At 62.7% G+C, this 20,282-nt stretch carries 13 protein-coding genes; 4 read left to right on the top strand and 9 right to left on the bottom strand.

Annotated features, from left to right (window positions below; all coding sequences use genetic code 11):
* On the top strand, positions 1-1,885 hold a 1,885-nt coding region (locus VEK15_00225), incomplete at its 5' end, for a protein kinase (protein HXV59087.1).
* A 14-nt stretch (positions 1,886-1,899) separates the two neighbouring features.
* Here VEK15_00225 and VEK15_00220 read toward each other — a convergent pair.
* From VEK15_00220 to VEK15_00180, 9 genes are all read right to left on the bottom strand, one after another.
* Positions 1,900-2,730 carry an OmpA family protein gene (locus VEK15_00220; GenBank protein ID HXV59086.1) on the bottom strand — a complete coding sequence of 277 codons (831 nt, stop codon included), beginning with the start codon at positions 2,728-2,730 and terminating at the stop codon, positions 1,900-1,902.
* Between the two features lie 79 nt (positions 2,731-2,809).
* Entirely contained in the window at positions 2,810-5,467 is a 2,658-nt protein-coding gene (locus tag VEK15_00215; GenBank protein ID HXV59085.1) for a cellulose synthase subunit BcsC-related outer membrane protein, read from the bottom strand.
* Entirely contained in the window at positions 5,467-6,531 is a 1,065-nt protein-coding gene (locus tag VEK15_00210) for a glycosyl hydrolase family 8 (protein HXV59084.1), read from the bottom strand. The genes VEK15_00215 and VEK15_00210 overlap by 1 nt, the downstream gene beginning before the upstream one ends.
* A complete protein-coding gene (locus tag VEK15_00205; protein ID HXV59083.1) occupies positions 6,531-8,813 on the bottom strand; it encodes a cellulose biosynthesis cyclic di-GMP-binding regulatory protein BcsB in 2,283 nt (760 codons plus the stop codon). The genes VEK15_00210 and VEK15_00205 overlap by 1 nt, the downstream gene beginning before the upstream one ends.
* Positions 8,755-11,052: a UDP-forming cellulose synthase catalytic subunit gene (gene bcsA, locus VEK15_00200; GenBank protein HXV59082.1), complete on the bottom strand. Its 2,298-nt coding sequence runs from the start codon at positions 11,050-11,052 to the stop codon at positions 8,755-8,757. Before bcsA ends, VEK15_00205 begins: the two co-directional genes overlap by 59 nt.
* A 281-nt stretch (positions 11,053-11,333) precedes the next feature.
* Entirely contained in the window at positions 11,334-13,418 is a 2,085-nt protein-coding gene (locus tag VEK15_00195) for a 3-hydroxyacyl-CoA dehydrogenase NAD-binding domain-containing protein (GenBank protein HXV59081.1), read from the bottom strand.
* Between the two features lie 7 nt (positions 13,419-13,425).
* The gene (locus VEK15_00190; GenBank protein ID HXV59080.1) at positions 13,426-15,135 is read right to left on the bottom strand and encodes a hypothetical protein; all 1,710 of its coding nucleotides are present in this window, start codon (positions 15,133-15,135) and stop codon (positions 13,426-13,428) included.
* Between the two features lie 3 nt (positions 15,136-15,138).
* Entirely contained in the window at positions 15,139-15,888 is a 750-nt protein-coding gene (locus tag VEK15_00185) for an ABC transporter ATP-binding protein (protein HXV59079.1), read from the bottom strand.
* Positions 15,885-17,336 (bottom strand): transglutaminase-like domain-containing protein, encoded by a 1,452-nt coding sequence (locus VEK15_00180; GenBank protein HXV59078.1) that lies wholly within the window; start codon positions 17,334-17,336, stop codon positions 15,885-15,887. Before VEK15_00180 ends, VEK15_00185 begins: the two co-directional genes overlap by 4 nt.
* Before the next feature lie 78 nt (positions 17,337-17,414).
* On the opposite strand from VEK15_00180, the gene VEK15_00175 reads away from it, so the two are divergent.
* The 3 genes from VEK15_00175 to VEK15_00165 all read left to right on the top strand — a co-directional run bounded on the left by VEK15_00175 (position 17,415) and on the right by VEK15_00165 (position 20,182).
* A complete protein-coding gene (locus VEK15_00175) occupies positions 17,415-18,035 on the top strand; it encodes an L-threonylcarbamoyladenylate synthase (GenBank protein HXV59077.1) in 621 nt (206 codons plus the stop codon).
* 37 nt (positions 18,036-18,072) lie between these two features.
* Entirely contained in the window at positions 18,073-19,428 is a 1,356-nt protein-coding gene (locus tag VEK15_00170) for a tetratricopeptide repeat protein (GenBank protein ID HXV59076.1), read from the top strand.
* A gap of 73 nt (positions 19,429-19,501) precedes the next feature.
* Positions 19,502-20,182: a Crp/Fnr family transcriptional regulator gene (locus tag VEK15_00165; protein ID HXV59075.1), complete on the top strand. Its 681-nt coding sequence runs from the start codon at positions 19,502-19,504 to the stop codon at positions 20,180-20,182.
* Positions 20,183-20,282 lie beyond the last annotated feature (100 nt).

Below are 20,282 nucleotides of genomic sequence, written 5' to 3'. Positions count from 1 at the left end.
GGAGACCTTTCACGCCGTTTTCGCGCCGCTACTGACCGCCGGCGGGGACAACGTGGGGCTCTTCGTGGCGCTCCGCTCCCGCGATCGTGAGCTCCTGGCCTTCCGCTCGTTTCAACGGAGCGTGCTGGTTATCGGCGCTTTGGGCATCGCCCTTGCGGTATTGGCCGGCCACTTTCTCGCGGGAAGCGTCGTGCGACCCCTGCGGAGACTCGTGAACGTCACCGATCGGATTCGCGAGGGAGACTACTCGAGCGAGGTCGACGTTCGTTCGGGTGACGAAGTTGGAGTTCTCGCCAGCGCCTTCCGTGCGCTTCTCGGCGAGCTCCGTGAAAAACAGGTGATGGAGAAGTTCATTTCCCGCTCGGCGGCGGAGATGATTCAGAGGACGGACGCGACTCCCGCTGGCCGCGGAGAGGTTCGTCCCGTCACCGTCATGTTCTCCGATCTGAAGGCCGTATCGGGAGTCGGTGACGAAGACCTCGATCCGGGCGAGCTGTTGAAGCGTGTCAATCAGGCTCTGGGCAAACAAGCCGAAATCGTGGAGAGGTATGGCGGGCAGGTGGACAAGTTCGTCGGCGACCGCATGATGGCCGTTTTTCGCGGCGACGATCGCGTTTGGCCGGCAATCCGCTGTGCCATGAGAATCCAGAATCTTCTCGAATCCGAGGGAGACGGCAAAGCGCTGGTGCCCGGCATCGGGATGAGTGCGGGCGAGGCGATTTTCGGAGCGGTGGGGAGCGCCAATCGGCTCGACTACACGCTGTTGGGACAGGCGATCCACATAGCGGGTCGTCTCGCCGACGAAGCCCTCCCCGGGGACGTGCTCCTTTCCGAGGAGGCCTACGCCCAAGTGCAGAACCGGGCGTCGGCGGAGGCCCTGCCCCCGTTGAAGCTCCAGGGGAGAAACGCGACCGTCGCGGTCTACAGTCTTCGGACCGGTACGATTCGACAGCATCAGGTGTCGAAAGCTCGGGGAGAGACGGGGCAAGCAGCCGATGCGCCCACGATTGCGGTGGCCGACGCCCAGCCGGAAACGACCACGTTGTCGCTTTCGTCGCTCGAGCCGGGAAAGGTGATAGCCCGCCGCTATGAGATCCGGCGGGTCCTGGGCAGCGGAGGCATGGGCATGGTCTTTCAAGCGCTCGACCGCGATCTAGACGAGCCGGTTGCGCTGAAAGTGCTCCGGCCGGAGATCGCCACGATGGACCCCACAATGGTCGAGCGTTTCAAGACCGAGATCCGGGTCGCGCGCCGCATCACCCACCGCAACGTGGTTCGGACGTTCGATTTCGGGGACGCCGATGGCATCAAGTTCATCAGTATGGAGTTCGTCCAGGGAATGACGCTCAAACAGCTCATCAGGACGAAGGGGGCGCTGCCCCTCGGTGTTGGTCTTCAAATCGCGAAGCAAGCTTGCGCCGGGCTGCGCGCGGCGCACGAGCAGGGCGTGGTCCATCGAGACGTCAAACCTCAGAACATCATGCTCACCCCTCAAGGCGACGTCAAGATCATGGACTTTGGTATCGTCCGCGATCCCGAACGTTCGAGCACGACCCAGACGGGACTGATCATGGGTACGCCCGACTACATGTCACCGGAGCAAGCTCAGGGGCAGGGAGGGCTGGACCCTCGAAGCGACATCTACTCTTTGGGGGTCGTGCTCTTCGAGATGTTCACCGGCGATGTCCCCTTTTCGGGAACACCATTCGCCGTGGCGATGAAACACGTTCGGGAAGAGCCTCCGCCTCCGCGAGCCGCGAATCCGAGTCTGCCGGTGGCGATGGAAGAAATCGTGCTGCGGTGCCTCAAGAAGAAGCCAGTCGAACGCTACGCTCGTGTATCCGACCTGGCGGCGGACCTGAATCGCCTGTCCGCCGGCAGATGACGGGGCACGGGAAATCAGCGTTTTTCGGTAACGCGGTCGCGGTAATTGACTCTCGAGTTCACGATGCCGAGCTCCACGCGCCGATTCTTCCCGCGGGCGGCCTCGGACTTTCCCTCGACCAGCGGCTTGGTTTTCCCCCAGCCGTGTACCGTCATGATCTCCGCGGGGACGCCCGCCTTCACCAAATAGTCGTGTACGGCGTTCGCACGTCTCTCCGATAGTTTCTGGTTGTACTCGGCCGTTCCGACGTCGTCGGTGTGGCCGTTCACGCTCACCGTGAAATCGGAGGAAGTCATCAGGACACCGGCGATGCGGCTCAGAAGCTCCCGGTTCTCCGGCCGAATTTCCGCCTTGTCGAAATCGAACTTCAGAGAGTCTTCACCCAGGTTCATGACGAGGCCCAGCGCCGTCCGCCTCGTCTCCGCGATCTTGCTGAGGGACTCCTCGAGGCGCTTCAGCTCGGCTTCCGCTTCCTGTCGGATGCGCTCGGCTTCCGCCCGGGCAGTGTCGGCTTCGATTTGTGCGGTCTCGGCGTCCTCGCGGGCCTGCGTCGCATCCTCACGAGCGCGCTCGGTTAGCACTTCTGCCCGAGCGCGTCCCTCGGAAGCCGCGCGGGCGGCGTACTCGGCGGTCTCGGCCCTCGCTCGAGCGTCTTCCGCTGCCTCGCGAGCCAACCTGGCCTCGTCGTTAGCGGTCGCCACGCTCTGCTCGATGGCTTCGAGGCGGTGGAGGATTCGGAAGCCGAGGTAGCCGGACGCGGCGAGGAGAAGAAGCAAGAGGACGACGAGGCCGAGAACGAGCGAACGGTTCGGCCCGCGGCTTTCCGTTTCGTCGCGATCTGTCATGGGATTGTGTCCCTAGCTTAGCGTAACGGGAGGATGTCGGCCAGGGAGATTCCTTCTCGAGCCGTCGGGACGGCTTTTGTCAGAAGAGGCGGCCCGAAGGGTGATCCTCGAGATCGCGGCTGAAGAGCGCCTGGCGGGGACTTAGCGAGAATCTCAGGAAAGCGGTTCCCGAGAGCTCGCTCCAGTCAGCGGACCGATCCATCCGGAAGGCGCCGCCAATTTGCCATTTCTTCGCGATCAGCAGGGCTCCTTCCCAGTCCAGACCATACACGAGCCCCGATACGTTCTCCTCCCCATACATCCGACCATCGGGAGCCGTAGGAAAGAGGGGAGCGGATCTCTTTCGGTAGGCTTGATAGCCAATGGCCATGCGGGCGCGGCTCACGACGCGTCGTCCCTCGTGGGTCGCGAACTTTCCCATCGCGCCACCGACGAGGTGAAACTGAGGGCTGAAGTACCCGCCGTGGCCACGGGTAAACTCGCTCAGGTTCTCTCGAAATGAGGAGAGGTAGAGCCATGGCCCGATCGACGCCTGTCCGGAGCTCAAGGTGTCGATTCGGCGCTCGACACTCGCGTACATGTCAGTATGCCAGTTATCGGCAACCCCGACACCGGTAAGTCGACTCAGTGAGGCTCGCAGCAGAAGCTCCAAGTCGGTGCTGAATCTTTGCCTCGCGTGACAAGTCGCTCCGGACTCTGCGACCCGGCCCCACGCTTCCCGCGTTTCAGGGTCTACGAGGCCGCTGGACGATAGCAGAGATTCTCGAACCGACCGCGAGAAGACGTCCAGACCCCAATCCCGCTCTTCCCCGACTCCACTCACGCCGAAGCGAAACGTCGGCCTCGGGCGGATTGGCCCGGCTCGGTGAGTGCTTCCGAGCTCCGCGCGCAGGGAGAGGGGCGCTTCCCGATAGTAGAGAAACCGGGCGTCAGCTGAGGTTCGAACCAGTCCGGCGGGGAGATCCTCGCGCGTCGGCTCGGGCGAGCTTCCGAACGGACGGCCGGACTCGAGGACGTCGCTTTCGAGGGTGAGACGGTCGATGCGTCCCCCTAACCGATGCGTACCGCGGACGGTGACGAGGGCGTCCAATACGGTCACCCGCTCGATGTGCAACCGCTGGAATCCCGATCCGCCCCGGCGCGTGCCCGAAGCGAAACCTGAGCCTATCACCGAAGCATGGATGTTCTGGAGCGCGGGAAAATTCTGCCCGCTCAATCGTTCTGCCAGGAGAAACTGCCGCTGTTCGATTGCCCGACTCGCACGAGCGAGCTCCCAATGGTCGCGGAAAGGACTTCCCAGGATCCGAGCGAGCTCGTCCAATTCTCGAGAGCGATCCGCGAGCGTGAGGCTGAGGAGCAGCCCCTCGGCAGATTCGTCGTCCGCGAGAGCCACATAGAGATCGCGAAAGGCCGCCGCGGCGCCGTCGTAACGAGCGAGGTGATAGAGACTCCACGCCCGGAGAAGCTCTTCCTCGCGGCGGTTCGGAACAAAGCGATCCGATTGCTCCAGTCTGGAGAGACATTGACGGTGGTCGCCCCGGGCGAAGCGCTCCGCGGCATCCATCCTGAGCGCTCCCGCCATGAGCTCGCGGATCTCGGGGTCCTTCCGCCAGGCCCGTGCCAGTTCGACCGCTTCGTCGATCCGACCGAGTCGAATTCGAGCCAAAGCGAGACCGTAGACGATATTTGCGTTGGCTTTCGCCCAGCCGAGCGCCTCTCGAAACCAGTATTCGGAGGTCTCGAGCTCGCCGGTTCTCGACGCTGACCAGGCGATCAATGCGGCGGCCCTTTCGTCTTTCCGGAGGAGGACCGTAGGGCCGTAGGTGCGAGCAAAGATGGCGACGGCCGCGCCGTCGCCGCGCGACTCGGATTCGAGCGTCTCTTCGAGACGGAGCTCGTACTCGAAAGATTCGACCCCGGCACGAGCCGGATCGTTTGCCGGGAGATCAGGTAGACGCTTCAGGGCCTCGGTAAGAAGCCTGCGGGTGGCCTCCGGAGGCAGTCTCTCCGAGGCCTTCTGGAGCGTGGGCAGCAGATACTCCTGGTGGCAGCTCGTTAGGATGAGCTCATACTGGTTCTCGGCTTCGGAGTCGAGGCCGGCGGACAACAGGGACTCGGAGAGGGTCCACAGTCGATTCACGCCTGAGCAGTCGAAATGCATCGGGTGGGCTCGGGACAGGCGAACGAGGGCGGAGGCATCACCGGACACCTCGGCGAGGCCGATCGAGGCCTCGGCTTCGAGCCACTCGAGCTGATTGGTGAGGGCCGTCGCTGGACGCCAGCCGGGATACCGGTGACGATAGGTATGCATGAGCGCCTCGAAATCCTCGTAGCGGCCCTCGTGGAGCAGTCGCCACAACTCCCTTTCGTCGGGAGCGACCAGGCGGAAATGGGTCTCGTCTCGGTCGGCCCCGCTTACCGGCGCGGGTAGCAACCCTTGATCGCTATTGTCCTCTTCCAGCTCTCTTACGACCGCACGGCCGAAGGCCGTGCGGAGGCGTGTTGCGGCGTCCCGCGCGGTCAGAGCATCGGACCATGCTCCGACGAAGAGCCGATAGTAGGGAGCCTCGTAGACCACTCTGACGTCTTCCACGATCTCTCGAGCGAGCATTTCCAGTCGGGCCTTGGAGCGCGACACCGCCACCTCGACCGTGTAGCGGCGCGGCGGGTCCGGGGCCGGTGTCTCTTCGAGGGCGAGGGCAGTGACGACCGCAAGAGGCAACAACCAAGGTGTCATTAGCGTTTTTCCGGCCGAGACTTGCGATGGCGAGCTTCGTGGGCCGCGAGTCTCGCGAGAAGCCATAGAGTCGACGAGTAGTAGCCCTCGGCCGACGGCAGAGCCATGGTGTCGTCGGCCTCGGAGGGAGAGTCCGCAGCGACGACCGAGGCACTGCTCAGCGCCACGATGGCTTGCATCCCCCTGGATGCCGGAGCGGTTCGCGCGGTTGGACCCGTTAGAAAGGTTTCTGCCGCGATGGAGCTCGTGGACCGGAAGCGCTCCGCCAGCCCCCCGATCGCGTCGGTTACCGGGTGCTCGAGGCCCGCCCAGTGCAAATACAGAGGTATCCGAATCGCGTCATATCCGAATACTGGCTCGAAATCAGGGGGAAGTCGGAGCGCATCGCCGACCAGCAGCCAATCCGGTGGCAATCGCAGCGACCCGAAGCGTCCCTCGCTCAGGAGTTCGAGACCGGTCTCCGCGACCTGTCCCCATTCCGCCTCGGGTTCGAGGCTCTGGAACGCATCGAGTGCGGGGAAGATCCAATAAGACAAGTTGACGATCCATCCGTCGTTACGGGTGAAGCCAACCTCGCCGGGCAGCAGGATCGGCCCGATGGCCGAGTGACGGACCAGCTTGGTGCGAACAGCGCTCAGGATCTCCAGCGCGGCTTCGAGGTACGCGGGATCGTCCCAACGCGCGCTCGCCCGCACCAGCGCCCAGGCCACCAGGATATCCCCGTCGGTGGCGTTGTTCAGGTCGGGTACCGTCCCGCCGTCCGGCAGCCATTTCCAGGCAAGCAAGGAGTCCTCGCGCACCTGCAGGTTTCTTCGGGTCCAGCTCCACAGACAGTCGAACGTCGCCCGGTCCGAGAAGGCTTCGGCCAGCACCATGCCGTAGCCCTGGCCTTCCGAATGACTGATCCCGTCCTGTCCCGAATCCACCACCCGGCCTTCGTCGGTTACGAAACCCGCCCGGTAGCGGAGCCAAATCGCTTCGTCGAGCCCGTTGCCGAGGACCGGGCCACTGCTCGCGAGCAGGGCGGTCATGGAAGCCGCCAGGACGAGGACGCGTTCGCTCATCAGGCGTTCTCTTCGAGGTAGGGTTGGTGCTTGCCTCGATACTGTTGGAGCAGGTGTCGTCCCGTGATGCTCAGAACGGCCACCGAGGCCAGCAGGCCGACGAACCAGACCAAGGGTCGATGCGAGAACAGGTGGCTGGTTCGCGCGATCGGACTCCTATCCCCGGCCTGATAAAGGGGTCCGGCTTGTTGCGATCGTATGGAATCCGGCGTGTCCATCCAGAGGACGAGGTCGCCGGCCAGGTGCGACCAGAAGCTGGGCTCGACCAGATGGCTCATACCGCGGGACAAGTCGTCTGACGACGCCGCGGCAAAAACCGTGATGGTTGCCCCGTCCCGATCCGGCGATTCGAATTGATAGAGGGCCCGGTAGCGTCCCAGACCGCCGCTGTGACTGACCCGTGCCGTAGGCCCGATCGTCCGGCCGTCGCTCTCCTTCGCCCACACTCGTTCGGTCCATTTCATGACGGGTCCGGAGTCGGTCGCCACCGAGCGGGGTTGCTCCACGATAGGGTGCGGCACCCGGGTGAGCTCTCCCAGCTGAAGCGGCGCGCTCGCCAGGAGCTCGAGGTCCAACTGTTCCTCCGTTCCCACGATCAGGAGATTTCGGTAGTCGTTCATCGGGCCGAAGGACACCCGCGAATCGAGCAAGGGGAATGTCACGATCTGAGCCAGTTTTCCCAGGAGCATCCAGGCCGATTCCACCGCGCCCGGCTCGCGACTCAAGAGTCGCAGGGAGAGGCTCGAGCCCTCCGCGTCCGTGACATAAGGGAACCCCGTTCGACTCAGAAGGGACAGATCGGGCATGGAAACGAGATGCGTCGCATCGGGCAGCGAGAGCGTGGAGTCGTCGAACAACGTAAGTCGAAGGTTGCCCTCCTGAATGGGGGCGCATTCTGCCGACACCCAGGGCATCATGTGAGGCTCGAACTCGATAAGGTTCTTGCCCGCCTTGAACGAGCGAAGCGGAATCTTGATTCGATAGTCCCAGAACACCCCTCCTCTCGGATCATCGAGAAAGATGGCGTTCTCGAAGCGTCCGTTGAGCGTGATGTTGAGAACCGAATCGCTCCGGAGCGCGGCACCGTAGGCGAGGTGAAGGATGAGCTCTACCTGCTCGGGGCCGGGCGAAAAGAGGTCGGGAGGGAGCCATACGGTAAGCTCCGCCGGCTTAGAGCTGAGCCCATGAAAACTGATGGTCTCGAGGCCGAGCTCGGCAAAATCGTACTTTTGGCCTTCTCGCAGGCTCGCGTGGGCCGAGTAGGAAGCGATGGGGGACACTTCCACGTCGGTGATTTCGATCTCACTCGCGTCGGGAAAGGGGAAATCGAGAAAGGCGAAAGCCGTGGCGGCAAGGGTTACGTCGGCCTCGTCGGTTCCGGACACGACGAGTAGAAATCGAGTGCCTTCATCTCCGAGCGGTGAGAGGGCGAGGTAGGGACCCGTGATGCGGTCCGTCCGCGCCGGACCGAGGATAGGGGCCAGCTCGGCTTTGGTGCCGAAGAGCACGGCATCCCTGGCCGCAGATTGGTCGCGGAGGAACCGGGGAACCCAATGCACTTTCAACGGGACGTAGTCCAGAAGGAGCGACGCCCCTTGGGAGATGAGCGAGCCCCACCGGAGATGAATGTCCTCGAGATCGGCGGTAGCCGTCACCAGGTCGATCTCGTAGCTTCCCCATAGCCTTCGATCGAAGAGACTGGAGAGCTCGGAGAATTTCGTTTCCACCGGCCTCATTCTCCCTTCCAGGCGCACCGAGGAAGCGTTCAAGTCGATCTGGGTCCAGAGCTCGTGAGCGGTTCCATCCTCGCACTGATTCGCGTAATGCTGAACGGCGTGGAACCTCAACTGGTTGTATCCGTGTCGAATCAGATCCGGGGGAAGCGGAATGTCCTCGACGACCGTGGGGCGGTCCGGGCTCAGGCGAAACTGCCGCAAGATGCCGCCGTTGAGACTCACGATGAGCTGGGATCGGTCTTCGAGCAGGGAAACGGAGTTGGTGAACTCGAGATGCAAAGTGACCCGCTCCATCTCGACCCGCGTCGAGATGGGGAGGTAGACGACGGCGTCGGAGCGATGGGGCCGCAGCCTCAACACCTCGTCGGGCTCGACGAATTGTCCCAGTGGCATCTCCTGGTGGAAGGAGGATGGTTCGGCGCCGAGAGACGAGACTCCGGCGGTTACGAGAATCACCGATAGTGGCAGACGAAGCATGACGAGGCGGTCACGCCGACGCCGTCGACAATCGAGATGAATCGTCAAGGTGTTTTGTCTTGATTTCATCGTCGTGGCTCTCCGTGGTTTGATGTACAAGAAGCTGCCAGAGGAGTTCTTTCGACGAGGACAGCTGAGCGCTCACGAGCGCGAAGCAATGGATGGCGGCGTGTTTGACGCCCCGCGTCATCAGGAAGGCGGCACTGCTCAGCGGTCCTCGAACGCCGCAAGCTCGAGCGAGGCTCTCGTCCCAGCGCGAGCTGTCGCCATGAACCAGGGATACGAGATCGGCCCGATCGGAAAGCGAACCAGGGGCGAACCGGGCTCCGACTGCGATCTCCCCGCCAGGGAGGTCTAGCCGCCTTCGGAGGATCAGATCCAGACTCAAAGGAGCCTGCGTTTCCCGCGTTTGAATCGTCAGTTTGGCGGGGGAATTCTTCTGGAGAACGTCGGGATCGAGCCCGGAAGGGGCGAGGACGAAGCTCGTTCCCCCTAGGGAGAGCTCCTGGAGCGTGACCGAGGCTTCGGTGGATCCGATCACGAGCTTTGCCCGACCGGATGCGGGCATTCGGGAGCTCCGGCGCAGCTGGCGGCGCTCGAATAGAGCGCCGAGGGCGCCGATGAGCAAAACGAGATTGAACGACGCCCACCCCATGGTGATCAGCGTCGCATCGGCATCGGCGGGGACGGTGGCCAGGCGGTGGACGCCGGCCGCCAGAGAGGCGAGGGTGACCAGGGACAGAATGTAAAAAGGCTTGCTCAGGGGTGAGACGTAATCCCGGTCGAGCCGTTCCCCCTTGGGCGTGACTCGAAAACTGGGCGACCGGGGCCGGCGCAACACGGCGCAGAGTCCTCGGAGGCAGAACAGTGACTGCATCACTTCGTAGAGCTCAGAGACGAGGAACCACCTTACTTTGCCGTACAGAAAGTGGGACACGATGGTGGCACCCATCAGGTGAGGGACAGCATAGGATGAGAAGCCCAGCAGGTTAGTATCGTAGATCTTGAGCCCGAGCAGCAGATAGGCCGAGGGGGCTAGCAGGAATATCACACGGGCGAAGGGAAACAGCCAGAAACAGGAGCTGCTCAAGTAGCACAAACGCTGGGCAAGGCTGAGACCACGCTTCGTCAACGGGTTCTTCAACAGGAAGATCTGAATCATGCCCTGAGCCCATCGCACGCGCTGGATCACGAACCCGGTGAAGGTCTCGGGCTGCAGTCCGGCGATGAGCGGCTTGCGCAGGTAGGCGCTGCGATAACCACGAGCATGAAGCTCGAGCGCGGTCTCGGCGTCCTCGGTGATGCTCAGGCACTGGAAGCCCCCGATCGACTCGAGGTGACTTCGCCGCAGCACCGCGGCTGATCCACAAAAGAACGACGAGTTCCAGGAATCCAGGCCGAGCTGTATGGCGCCGTAGAACATCTGATTCTCGCTCGGCATGCGCTGGAAGGTTCCGAGGTTCTTCTCGATCGGGTCAGGGCTCTGAAAGAAATGAGGGGTCTGGACGAGAGAAAGCTTGGGGTCCCGAATCAGCCAGCCCACCGTCTCACGGAGGATGTCTCGTGATGGGACGTGGTCGGCATCGAGCACCAGGATCAGATCACTCCGGGTGAGCCGGAGAGCAGCGTTGATATTCCCCGCTTTGGCATGCTCGTTCGTCGCGCGGGTGAGGTAGCGGACACCCAGGTCGGCGCACAGTTCGCGAAGCGTTTGGTGGCGTCGGCGGGCCTCTTCTGCGAGAGTCGGAATCCGGTTATCACGTTTGGCCTTCGTGCCGCCATCATCGAGGAGGAAGACGTTGAGCTTCGTGGCCGGGTAGTCGATCTGTGTAGCTGCAATCAAGGTGATCTCGAGCAGCTCGGGGTCCTCGTTGTAGCTCGGGATCAGGACGTCGACGGTGGGGAGCTCCTCGGGGTCCTGGGGCAACGGCAACGGGTCTCGCTTCGCCGGCTGGAGGTTGACGAAGATTCCCAGAAAATAAATGGCAACGCCGTAAATCTCCGCGAAGAACAGGAGCAGCGCGGCAACGAAGCTCATCGAATCGTGGTACGAAAGAGTCGCGGTGGCCCGCCACACGATGTATCGGAGCGACAAGAAAGCGCCCGCGACGAGAAAGGCCATACGCATCGTGCCACGGTTGCAGCGCCTCCGTGCGCCGATCAGTGAAGCGAGAATCAGCGCCGCAAGGGCGAGCTGAGCCTCGAGATAGACCGGCAGGGCGGACATGAAGATCAGGACGGCGAGCGCGACGCCGCACAGGCCGATGGCTGCTTTTTCTCGAAGTGGAGCGCTTTGCCTTAGAAGCAAATCGAAAGACCCTCGCGGCCCGCGCTAGCGCGAAAGAGCGGGCCTGCGGAGTCCACACCACGGCTGTGCGGACACGATGCGGTTGGAGAGACATCGCCGGCCCTTTCGGGCTAGCCGCAGCCGTTGGTTACACCCCTCACTGGGGAGGGGCACCGGCGAACCTGCGGTTCAACGTTGGTTCACGTTGACTCGCCGTTGGGGAGGTCGAATCGGGAGGAGTATGGTGTAGCTCTTCGAGAATGTCAAGTTTTTTCTGAAATGAAACCCCATTTCGCGCTGCGTCATCGATGCCAATCCGAAAAGCGCCGCCCCTCGCTCGCGAGCTTTTCTAGAAGAGGGGCGGGTTCCATCCAATCACCTGGGCTCGTGTGCAGCCGAGTCAAAGCCCGCTTCACATTATCGAGACCCACGAGGTCTGCATGGAACATCGGACCGCCTCGATAACGAGGAAAGCCGTAGCCGTATACCCAGACCACGTCGATATCGCCGGCGCGGAGGGCGATGCCCTCCTCGAGAATCCTGGCGCCCTCGTTGATCAGCGCGTAGATGCACCGCTCGACGATTTCTTCGTCAGCAATGGGACGCCGGACGATGCCTGCCTCTTCGGATACCCGTTCGATGAGCCGGGCTACCTCCGGATCGGGAATCGGAGTGCGGCTACCTTTTTCATAGCGATACCATCCCGCGCCCGTCTTCTGACCGAAACGGCCCATCTCACAGATACGGTCGGCGATCGGGGAGTAGCGACGATGTCGTGAGCGGGTAGCTCCCTGGCGCTTGCGAACCGCCCAGCCGATGTCGAGCCCGGCGAGATCGGCCATCGCAAACGGACCCATGGGAAGCCCGAAATCGTAGAGGGCGCGATCGACTTGCTGGGGCAGGGCACCTTCCTCGAGCAGGAAGTCCGCTTGCCGGCGGTAGGCATAGAGCATCCGGTTGCCCACGAAGCCGTCACAGACTCCTACGACCACGCCTACTTTGTCGAGACGCTTGACGAGCCCCATCACCGTGGCGATGGTCTCCGGTGAGGTCCTCTTCCCCCGCACGTTCTCGACGAGCTTCATCACGTGAGCCGGACTGAAGAAATGCATCCCGACCACTCTCTCCGGCCTGGAGGTGGAGGAGGCGATCTCATTGACGTCGAGCGACGAGGTGTTGGTGGCAAGAATGGTGTCACTCTTGCAGACCCGGTCGAGCCTTCCAAAGACGTCTTTCTTGACGGCCATGTCCTCGAACACCGCTTCGATCACCAAGTCGGCCTGGGCCAGTTCTGCGAAGTCGGTCGTCCCTCGGATCCGTCCGAGGCGAACGTCCACATCCGCCTGGCTCGCTCGTCCCTTGGCAACGCTCGAGGCGTAGATTCCCCGGATCTTCTCGAGCCCACGGTCGAGCGTATCCGCGTCGTTCTCGACCACCACGACCGGGATGCCGGCGTCGGCAAAGCATATGGTGATGCCGCGGCCCATGGTGCCGCATCCGACGACTCCTACGGACTCGATCCGGTGTATCGGTGTGCCCTTGGGAACGCCGGGCACCTTGTGGGCTTCGCGCTCGGCGAAGAAAAGGTGCCTTTGGGCTCGGGATTGATCGGAGCTCAAAAGCTGGAGGAACAGCTCCCTCTCTTTTTCGAAACCTCGTTCTCGAAGCTCGACCGCGGCCCGCACGGCTTCGATCGCCGCATGAGGAGCTTCCATGCCCCGCGCCTTCCCGGCGACCGATTTCGTCGCGCGCTCGAACACGGAATCTTCGGCGCGCGCGGTCAGCCGCGAGGCTCTTCGAAGCGATTTCCCCACGAGGCACCGGGCTCGTGCCACGGCGGAATCGATCGGAGCGCTCTCGACGACGGCGTCCAGGATTCCGAGGGTCTCCGCGTCCGGCGCCGGCAGCAATCTTCCCGAGAGAATCACGTCGAGCGCGGGGCCGACACCGATGAGGCGGGGAAGACGTTGCGTGCCGCCCGCGCCAGGGATGATCCCAAGGGTCACTTCCGGCAGCCCGACGCGAGCGTCGGCCGCAGCTACCCTCTCGTGGCATCCGAGCGCCAACTCGAGTCCGCCGCCGGCGGCGACCCCATGGATGGCAGCCACGACGGGCTTGGACGACTGCTCGATCGCGTCGATGAGCTCGGGAAGGGTGATGCTTCCCGAAGGTGGCTCGTCTCCGAACTCTCGAATGTCGGCGCCGGCGCTGAACATCTTGCCATTACCGGCGAGAACGATGGCCTCCACGTCGTCGTCGTCGACCGCGTCCCCAAGCTCTCGGAACAGCGCGCCTCGTACCGCCAGACTCAATCCGTTGACGGGCGGATTGTTCAACATCAGCACTCGAACCGGGCCGCGATCGTCCCGTACGATCTCGTTCGTCATCAGCCTGTTAGAGCTCCATCGAAGACAGCTTCTTGGCCCCCCATTTCATCGGGAGCCATGTGGCGAGCACATTCAGGAGCGCGACGGCGGCCAGGGTGACGACGATCAGGAAAGTTGCGCTCCCACTGAGGGGCTCTCCTCGGTACGAGGAGCTCACGTAGAGGTAGACGGGGACGGCCTCGAGGAGGAGCACCGCCGCCACGAAGCTCGTCGCCGAGATCATGTAGAGCAATCCCCCCGAGCTGCCCGCTATTTGCGTCACGTTCTCGAAGGCGAACTTTGGAAAAGTCGCTCCCAGCCCGACGCCAAGCCCCACGATGCCGAAGGTGACGAAGAGAATCGTGACCGAGGACAAGATGGTCATGAAAGTGGTGGCGCCGAGGAAGTAGTTCGATGCCAGAGTGAGAATCTGGGAGAGAATCAAGAGAAGCGGCAGGGCGGTCCAGAACTTGCTCCAGAGGAATTTTTCGATTCTCAAGGGAGACGCCCTCAAGATCCATATCGCCCGTCCCTCGCTGGACACCGAAGTAAAGACAAATCGTACCGCGACGGCCGCTAGCACGAATCCCGCCAAGCCCAGATTCAGGAACGAGAAGACGTTCTGCAGGTAGAAGGTTGCGAAGGTGAAGTTGGCGGGCAACACGCTGAAGTTGTAGAGATAAACCACGATGAGCGCGAGGAGCAGCAGAAGCTGAGACCATTGCGTCGTCTCGCGAACGAAGGTCCTCAGATCCTTGAGGAGCAGCGAGCGAAAGCGAAGCTCGAAGGGTTGGGTCAGAAACTCGAAGGCACGGTCCACCACGGGCAGGGACGAGATCCGCGCCCGGCGCGATTCCTGGGCGCGGGAGTAGCCCATGCGATAGATCCCTCGCGCCAGCCAGCAGCCCATCACCACCGCCGCGCCGGCGGTGGTCCAGAGCAGAGCGAGGGGCATCAGGGGTAGAGGCTCGGCCCGTCGGCTCGCGATGAGGACCTCGGTTGCCCACTGACTGGGGAGCAGCGGTGAGCTCGGCGTCTGAAAGGCGGCAAAGAACTCGGTAACGTCATAGATGGAACGGGGATTCAAGAGCTTCTCCGGCTGCTGTACCCGTATGAGAAACACGAGGAGCACGACGAAAAGCGCGCCGATAAGGACGAGCAACTCCCGGACCCGTCTGGCGGGAAACAAGGCCATCAAAATCGAGGTCACGATGCTTCCCAGGGCCGAGGCGATGCCCACGAGAGGCGGCAGCACTAGCAGGACGGTGAGCAGAAATCGCCCCGGCGCCGGAGAGCTCAGTGCGAAGGCGGCGAAGACTGGAATGCTGAACAGGACCACCATCCACGATGCCTGTGCCGCGGTGAGAATCAGGCGCGCCCCGTAGAGCGCCGGCAGGGGAACGGGGCTCGAAACCAGCAGCGACAGGTCCTCGGAAAGGTATTGCGTCGATAGCGCCGTCACGATCGTGCTGGCTATGAGAACGGTGAGCAGGAAAGTGCAGACGGTGTCGAGGACTCGGAGGGTCAGGGGCGCGGTGAACTCGGCGAATTGGCCGATATAGAGGAGTACCCGATAGAAGCCGGCGAAGACGAGCAAGGCGAATAGGAACGTCAATCCACCGAAGAGAAGAGCCCTGACGAGATCCCAACGTCCCGCTCGCATTTGGCCGTTTCTGATACCACGAACCGACGGCGTGAGAAGCAGCGCCACCTGTCCTGGCGTGAATTCCAGGGTCATGGCTTACGGCTCCTGCGCCTCCTGGAATCCCTCTCCGCCCGTCAGCTTCAAGAAGATACCCTCGAGATCGTTGCGGCCAGTCTGCGCCTTGGTTTCCAGCTCGTCCATCGTCCCCAGAGCGATGAGCTCGCCGTCTTGAATGATTCCGATCCGATCGCAGAGCTCCTGAGCAACCTCCAGCGTATGGGTCGACACGAACACCGTGAAGCCTCGGTCGCAGTATTCTCGAAAGACCCGTTTGATGAGGCGGGCTCCCTTGGGGTCGAGTCCGACCATGGGCTCGTCGACTACCAGCACCTTCGGCTCGTGGATGAATGCCGCCGCCATGACGAGCCGCTGTTTCATTCCGTGCGAGTAACTCTCGATGAGCTCCGAGCCCACATGGGCCAGCTCCACCAGAGTCAAGAGCTCGTCGATCCGTCCGTTCAAGGACTGTCCATCGAGTCCGTAGATACCGGCAACGAAGCGCAAGAATTCCGACGCGGTGAGCTTCTCGTAGAGAAAAGGTCGATCGGGAATGAACCCCAGCGCGGCCTTGGCGTTGACAGGATCGCGCTCGAGATCGTGGCCGGCGAGGAAAATCTCCCCCGAGCTGGGACGCAGGAGCCCAGCAATCATCTTGATCGTGGTCGTTTTGCCCGCGCCGTTGGGCCCGAGAAATCCGAACAGCTCTCCGGCACCGACGTGAAGCGTGAGATCTCTTACCGCCAGGTGCTCGCCGTAGCGTTTGGTGACGTTTTGGAGGCGGATCATCGCACGTCGACGACCTCGATCGTCACCCCATGGCCGAGAAGGCCCAGCACTTCGTACTGGTTCTCGATTCCTCCGATCAGCAGCCGCAAATGCATGGGGTCGGCGGGAAACTGGCCCAGCGTCGGGTCGACGGCGAGCCACTGACCGAGGAAGACCTCGGGCCAGGCATGGTAGTAGAACTGACCTGACGTGTATACGAGGCCGGTCGCGATCCGCGTCGGAAGTCCCGATGCGCGCGCTAGCGCCGTGAACAGGACCGTGTGCTCGTTGCAGTCTCCGACTCGCTGTTCGAGGATTTCCGTTGCGCTGGGAACGGACAAGGTCGGCGATTTGGCGATGTTGTCGTAGACCCATTGGGTCAGGACGCGAGCCCTTTCGACTTCGTCTCGACCCTCGGTTAGTGCCGACGCATGATCGCGAATCGCCTGAGAGTCTGCCTGGATGAAGGCATCCGAGGCGAGGGCCGCGTCACGCTCCTCGGCGCTCAGCGTGCCGGTTCCCCGGTAGGGAGCGCGCTCCCTCGTGACCCGGACCACGTCTCCTTTCTTGTCCTGGCGTCCGCCGGGAACCGCTCGAAACTCTTTGGGAAAGTTCACCAACTTCAGCTCCGCAACCTGAGCATGGGCGGCGTCACCGGCGAAGCCGACTGCGGGCACTGCCGACTGAATCAAGATGTCGGGTGCCGTTCCCGTCTCACGCGCCTGCAAGCTGCTGCCGGGGGCCTCCTTGATGAGCGTCCAGCCGAGCGGAGTCTCCTCTTGCAGGATCTCCCCCCGCGCGTTGACCCACGCAGTCGTCTCGAGGCCGGCGAATGTCGTCGTGAGCCGATGGGCTTCTTCTTCACGCCCTCCCCAGCGGACGATTTCGGGCTCCTTCACTTCGACGACCACTTCACCCTCCGAGAGCGTCATCGGGTCGAAGAGGCGCAGACGGTAGGTCTCGCCCGCTGTCCAGCCTCTCGAAGCGAGCGAGTAGTACAAATTGAGAGGAAGCACGATGGGCTCGTCGAGAGAACGGCGTTCCGATCGTTCGGAGCCGCCGGAGGAGATCGTGAGGACGAGCTCGTCGCCATCGATGCGCCCATCGACCGTCGTCTCGAACAAGGAGCGATGCGAGGCCGTGGTCAGCCCGTACCGGAACTCGCGTAGGTTTCCGCGAGAGCCGGTCTCGGCAAAGCCGCGGATGCTCACCTGCCGCTCGCGACCCAGAAGAGTAAGGGTGAGCTCCCCGGTTTGCTCGGCGCGAAAGCCATCGTGAAGGGGTGTGAACCGTTCGCGGATGAAGCCGATGCGCGCTGAACGGTAGAAGATCCCGCGCTGGGTGAGCTCGGCATCTGCCGACGTGGGTCCGCTCAAATCCAGGCGTTTCGTGCCCGCGCGGCCACCGTAGCTTCGTGCCAGGTGGATGGCCATCAGGGACGCCCAGAGCACAACGATAGAGACGGACATCAATCGTCCGGGCCGGATGCTCATAGAGGCGACTTGGAGTTACAGAGACGTTACGGAGTTCAGTATAGCATGTGGGGTATGAGACGAATCCGGGTCGATCCGCGAGATCCCTCCGAAAGCGTCCTCGCGGAAGCCGCAGAGGTCCTGAGCCGTCGCGGCGTCGTAGCCTATCCGACGGAAACGTTCTACGGACTCGGTGCGGCTGCGCTCGACGAGGATGCGTGCCAGCGCGTTTTCGAGATCAAGGGACGGCCACGAGATAGCCCGCTTCCGTGGATCCTGGCCGATGTGGGTCAGATCGAGACTGTCGCTCGGCTCGATGAGGTAGCCAGGCTCCTCGTTTCTCGTTTTTGGCCGGGGCCGCTCACGCTCATCGTGCCCTTGTCCCGGGGCCAGGGAACCGTCGCCGTTCGGGTGAGCAGCCTGCCGATCGCTCGGGCTCTCGCGCGAAGGCTCGGTGCGCCGATCACCTCCACGAGCGCGAACCGCGCGGGCGAGCCCGCCCCGGTCACGGCTGACGAGGTGGCCGAGCGACTGCAAGGGGTCGACCTCCTGCTCGACGGTGGGCCTTCGGCGGGAGGCCTGCCTTCGACCATCGTCGACCTATCGGCCGGGGGGAGGCCCGTTCTCGTGAGAGCGGGCGCGGTCGCTTATGCCGAGATCCTCCGGTTCCTCGACGAGTCTCCGACGGTTGGTTAGCCCAGAAATTCGGGGTTAGAATGCGGTAGTCGAATCCATGGCGAGATATGCCTTCGTTGCGATCGTTCTCTCGTCGATCGGGGTCGTGTCCTGCGCAACCAAACGAATCTACACCGTCAAGGAGGTTCCGGCGTGGGATGTGGTCGAGAACACGACTCTCGGCACTGACGGAGCTATCTCCGGGCGGGATGCCACCCGGTTCGACGAAGCCTGGCGTGCGGTCCGAGAGGGGAGGCTCGATGTGGCAGCGGAATCGTTGCAGCCGCTCGAGCGCCGATACGGCGAGAGTCCCGCCGTGGAAACGGCACTTGGCTACATCGAGCTTCGGCTCGGGGAGAACGCCCGAGCCGAAGAGTACTTCCAAACCGCGCTCGGTGCCGATCCGCGGTTCGGGCCGGCACGAGCCGGGCATTTCCTGGTGGCACTTACCCTCGGTGAGGACGAATCGGCGTACGAGCGGCTGATCGAGCTCGAGCAGACTCAACCGCACAACGAGCTCGTCGAAAGATACAAGACCACACTCAAGGTGAAAGTTGCCGAGTCTCGCCTGCGTCGAGCGCGTGAGCTCGTGTCCTCCGGCCGCTTGCCCGAGGCGGCCGACGCCTATTCGAGAGTGCTCGAGGTCGCCCCCGAGGCGGGTGCCGTCTATCTGGAAACCGCGGAAGCCGAGCTCGATGGAGGGTTGTTCGAGCGAGCCGTAATCCATGCCCAAAAGGCCACGGAGCTCGAGCCAGACAATGCCGAGGCTTTTCGTGTGTTGGGGGAGTCGAGCTATGCAAACGACGATCTGCAGAATGCTCTCGAAGCCTATCGTTCGGCCGTTTCCCTGCGTCCGTCGGATCGCGATCTGGCATCGCGTTTTGCCGAGCTTCGATCCGAGTTCGAGGAAAGAAATCTTCCGCCGGAGTACTTCCGGATCGGTGATTCGACGCGGGTGACACGGGAACAGCTCGCCGCGCTCGTCTATTTGGAGCTCCGGGACGCTTTCGAGGCTGTCGATTTCGGTGGAAACGTCATTGCGATGGACATATCGGATAGCTGGGCTTCGGAGTTCATCCGACGAGTCGTGGCGGCGGGAGTGCTGGAGGTCTTCCCCAATCATACCTTTCAGCCGAAGGCGTTCGTGAACCGGATGGATTTGGCGGAAACTCTGAAGCGCGCGCTCGAGATACTGGCTCCCGATACTTATCGCGCGATGGGGCAGTCGTCCCGATTGAGCATCGAGTTCCCCGATTTGACCCGAGAGAACGTAGCGCACGACGCGGCGGCTCTCTCGGTGTCGATCGGGCTCATTCGCCCCGGGGCTGGAGGGGCGTTTGAGCCACAACGGTTCGTGTCGGGTGAGGATGCTGCGGCCGCCGTCCGCGCCCTCTCCGCCCACGTGGCGCCGTGAGCCCGGGTCGGGTAAAATGACGTCATCCGCTTGCATTTCCTGAGATAGGACGCGCCGGGGAGGTGGCCGAAGCATGGTGACCGTCGAACTGTTTCGACGCGTTCCGCTTTTTTCCGGCCTCGAGGACGAGGTCCTGGAGAGCCTGATCAACGTCACGTCTCTGAGAAAATACGCCAAGGAATCCGTCATTTTCTTCGAGAACGACGTAGGGGACGCTCTCTTCTTGATCGTCTCCGGACGGGTAAAGGTCACGATCCTCTCTGACGACGGTAGGGAGATCATATTGGCGATGCTCTCGGATCACGACTTCTTCGGCGAAATGAGCCTCCTCGACAACGAGCCTCGTTCCGCCACGGCCATCGCCATGCAGGATACGGAGATCGCGGTTCTCCACCAGAAGGATTTTCTGACGATCGTCGAGAAGAAACCGCGGGTGCTGATCAACCTGCTTTCGGCGCTGTCCTCCCGGCTTCGAAAGGCGAACCACCAGATCGGAAATCTGGCGCTACACGACGTCTATGGCCGCGTGGCCAGGATTCTCCTGGAAATGGCGAGCGAATCGGGAGACCAACAGGGGGACGGACGGGTGGCCTTTCGGCGACCCACCCACCAGGAGATCGCCAACATGGTCGGGGCCACGCGAGAAACGGTCTCGCGCATGTTGAGCGATTTGCACCGGCAGGGTTACATCGAGATCGCGGGCAAGAACGTGATCATCCACGCCGCTCTGAGCCGTCAATTCACCCGCTCCTGATCGAGTCACGGCCCGCACAACCAGGGCGATTGTGAACCACTTTCATCAGCCTGCTAGGGCGTGCTCCGTCGTTTGAGGAAAGTGGCCCGGAATTGAACCA

It is taken from the genome of Vicinamibacteria bacterium, assembly GCA_035620555.1.
Classification (GTDB): Bacteria; Acidobacteriota; Vicinamibacteria; order Marinacidobacterales; family SMYC01; genus DASPGQ01.
The sequence above is the reverse complement of the archived record's forward strand: the minus strand, read 5'-3'. Positions and strand labels throughout refer to the sequence as shown.

Excerpts from the sequence above, each read along its gene's own strand:
- VEK15_00215 (HXV59085.1), bottom strand. The coding sequence starts at position 5,467 with ATGACACCTTGGTTGTTGCCTCTTGCGGTCGTCACTGCCCTCGCCCTC.
- VEK15_00170 (HXV59076.1), top strand. The coding sequence starts at position 18,073 with ATGGCGAGATATGCCTTCGTTGCGATCGTTCTCTCGTCGATCGGGGTC.
- VEK15_00195 (HXV59081.1), bottom strand. The coding sequence starts at position 13,418 with ATGACGAACGAGATCGTACGGGACGATCGCGGCCCGGTTCGAGTGCTG.
- VEK15_00175 (HXV59077.1), top strand. The coding sequence starts at position 17,415 with ATGAGACGAATCCGGGTCGATCCGCGAGATCCCTCCGAAAGCGTCCTC.
- VEK15_00190 (HXV59080.1), bottom strand. The coding sequence starts at position 15,135 with ATGACCCTGGAATTCACGCCAGGACAGGTGGCGCTGCTTCTCACGCCG.
- VEK15_00180 (HXV59078.1), bottom strand. The coding sequence starts at position 17,336 with ATGTCCGTCTCTATCGTTGTGCTCTGGGCGTCCCTGATGGCCATCCAC.
- VEK15_00205 (HXV59083.1), bottom strand. The coding sequence starts at position 8,813 with ATGAAATCAAGACAAAACACCTTGACGATTCATCTCGATTGTCGACGG.
- VEK15_00185 (HXV59079.1), bottom strand. The coding sequence starts at position 15,888 with ATGATCCGCCTCCAAAACGTCACCAAACGCTACGGCGAGCACCTGGCG.
- VEK15_00220 (HXV59086.1), bottom strand. The coding sequence starts at position 2,730 with ATGACAGATCGCGACGAAACGGAAAGCCGCGGGCCGAACCGTTCGCTC.
- VEK15_00210 (HXV59084.1), bottom strand. The coding sequence starts at position 6,531 with ATGAGCGAACGCGTCCTCGTCCTGGCGGCTTCCATGACCGCCCTGCTC.
- VEK15_00165 (HXV59075.1), top strand. The coding sequence starts at position 19,502 with ATGGTGACCGTCGAACTGTTTCGACGCGTTCCGCTTTTTTCCGGCCTC.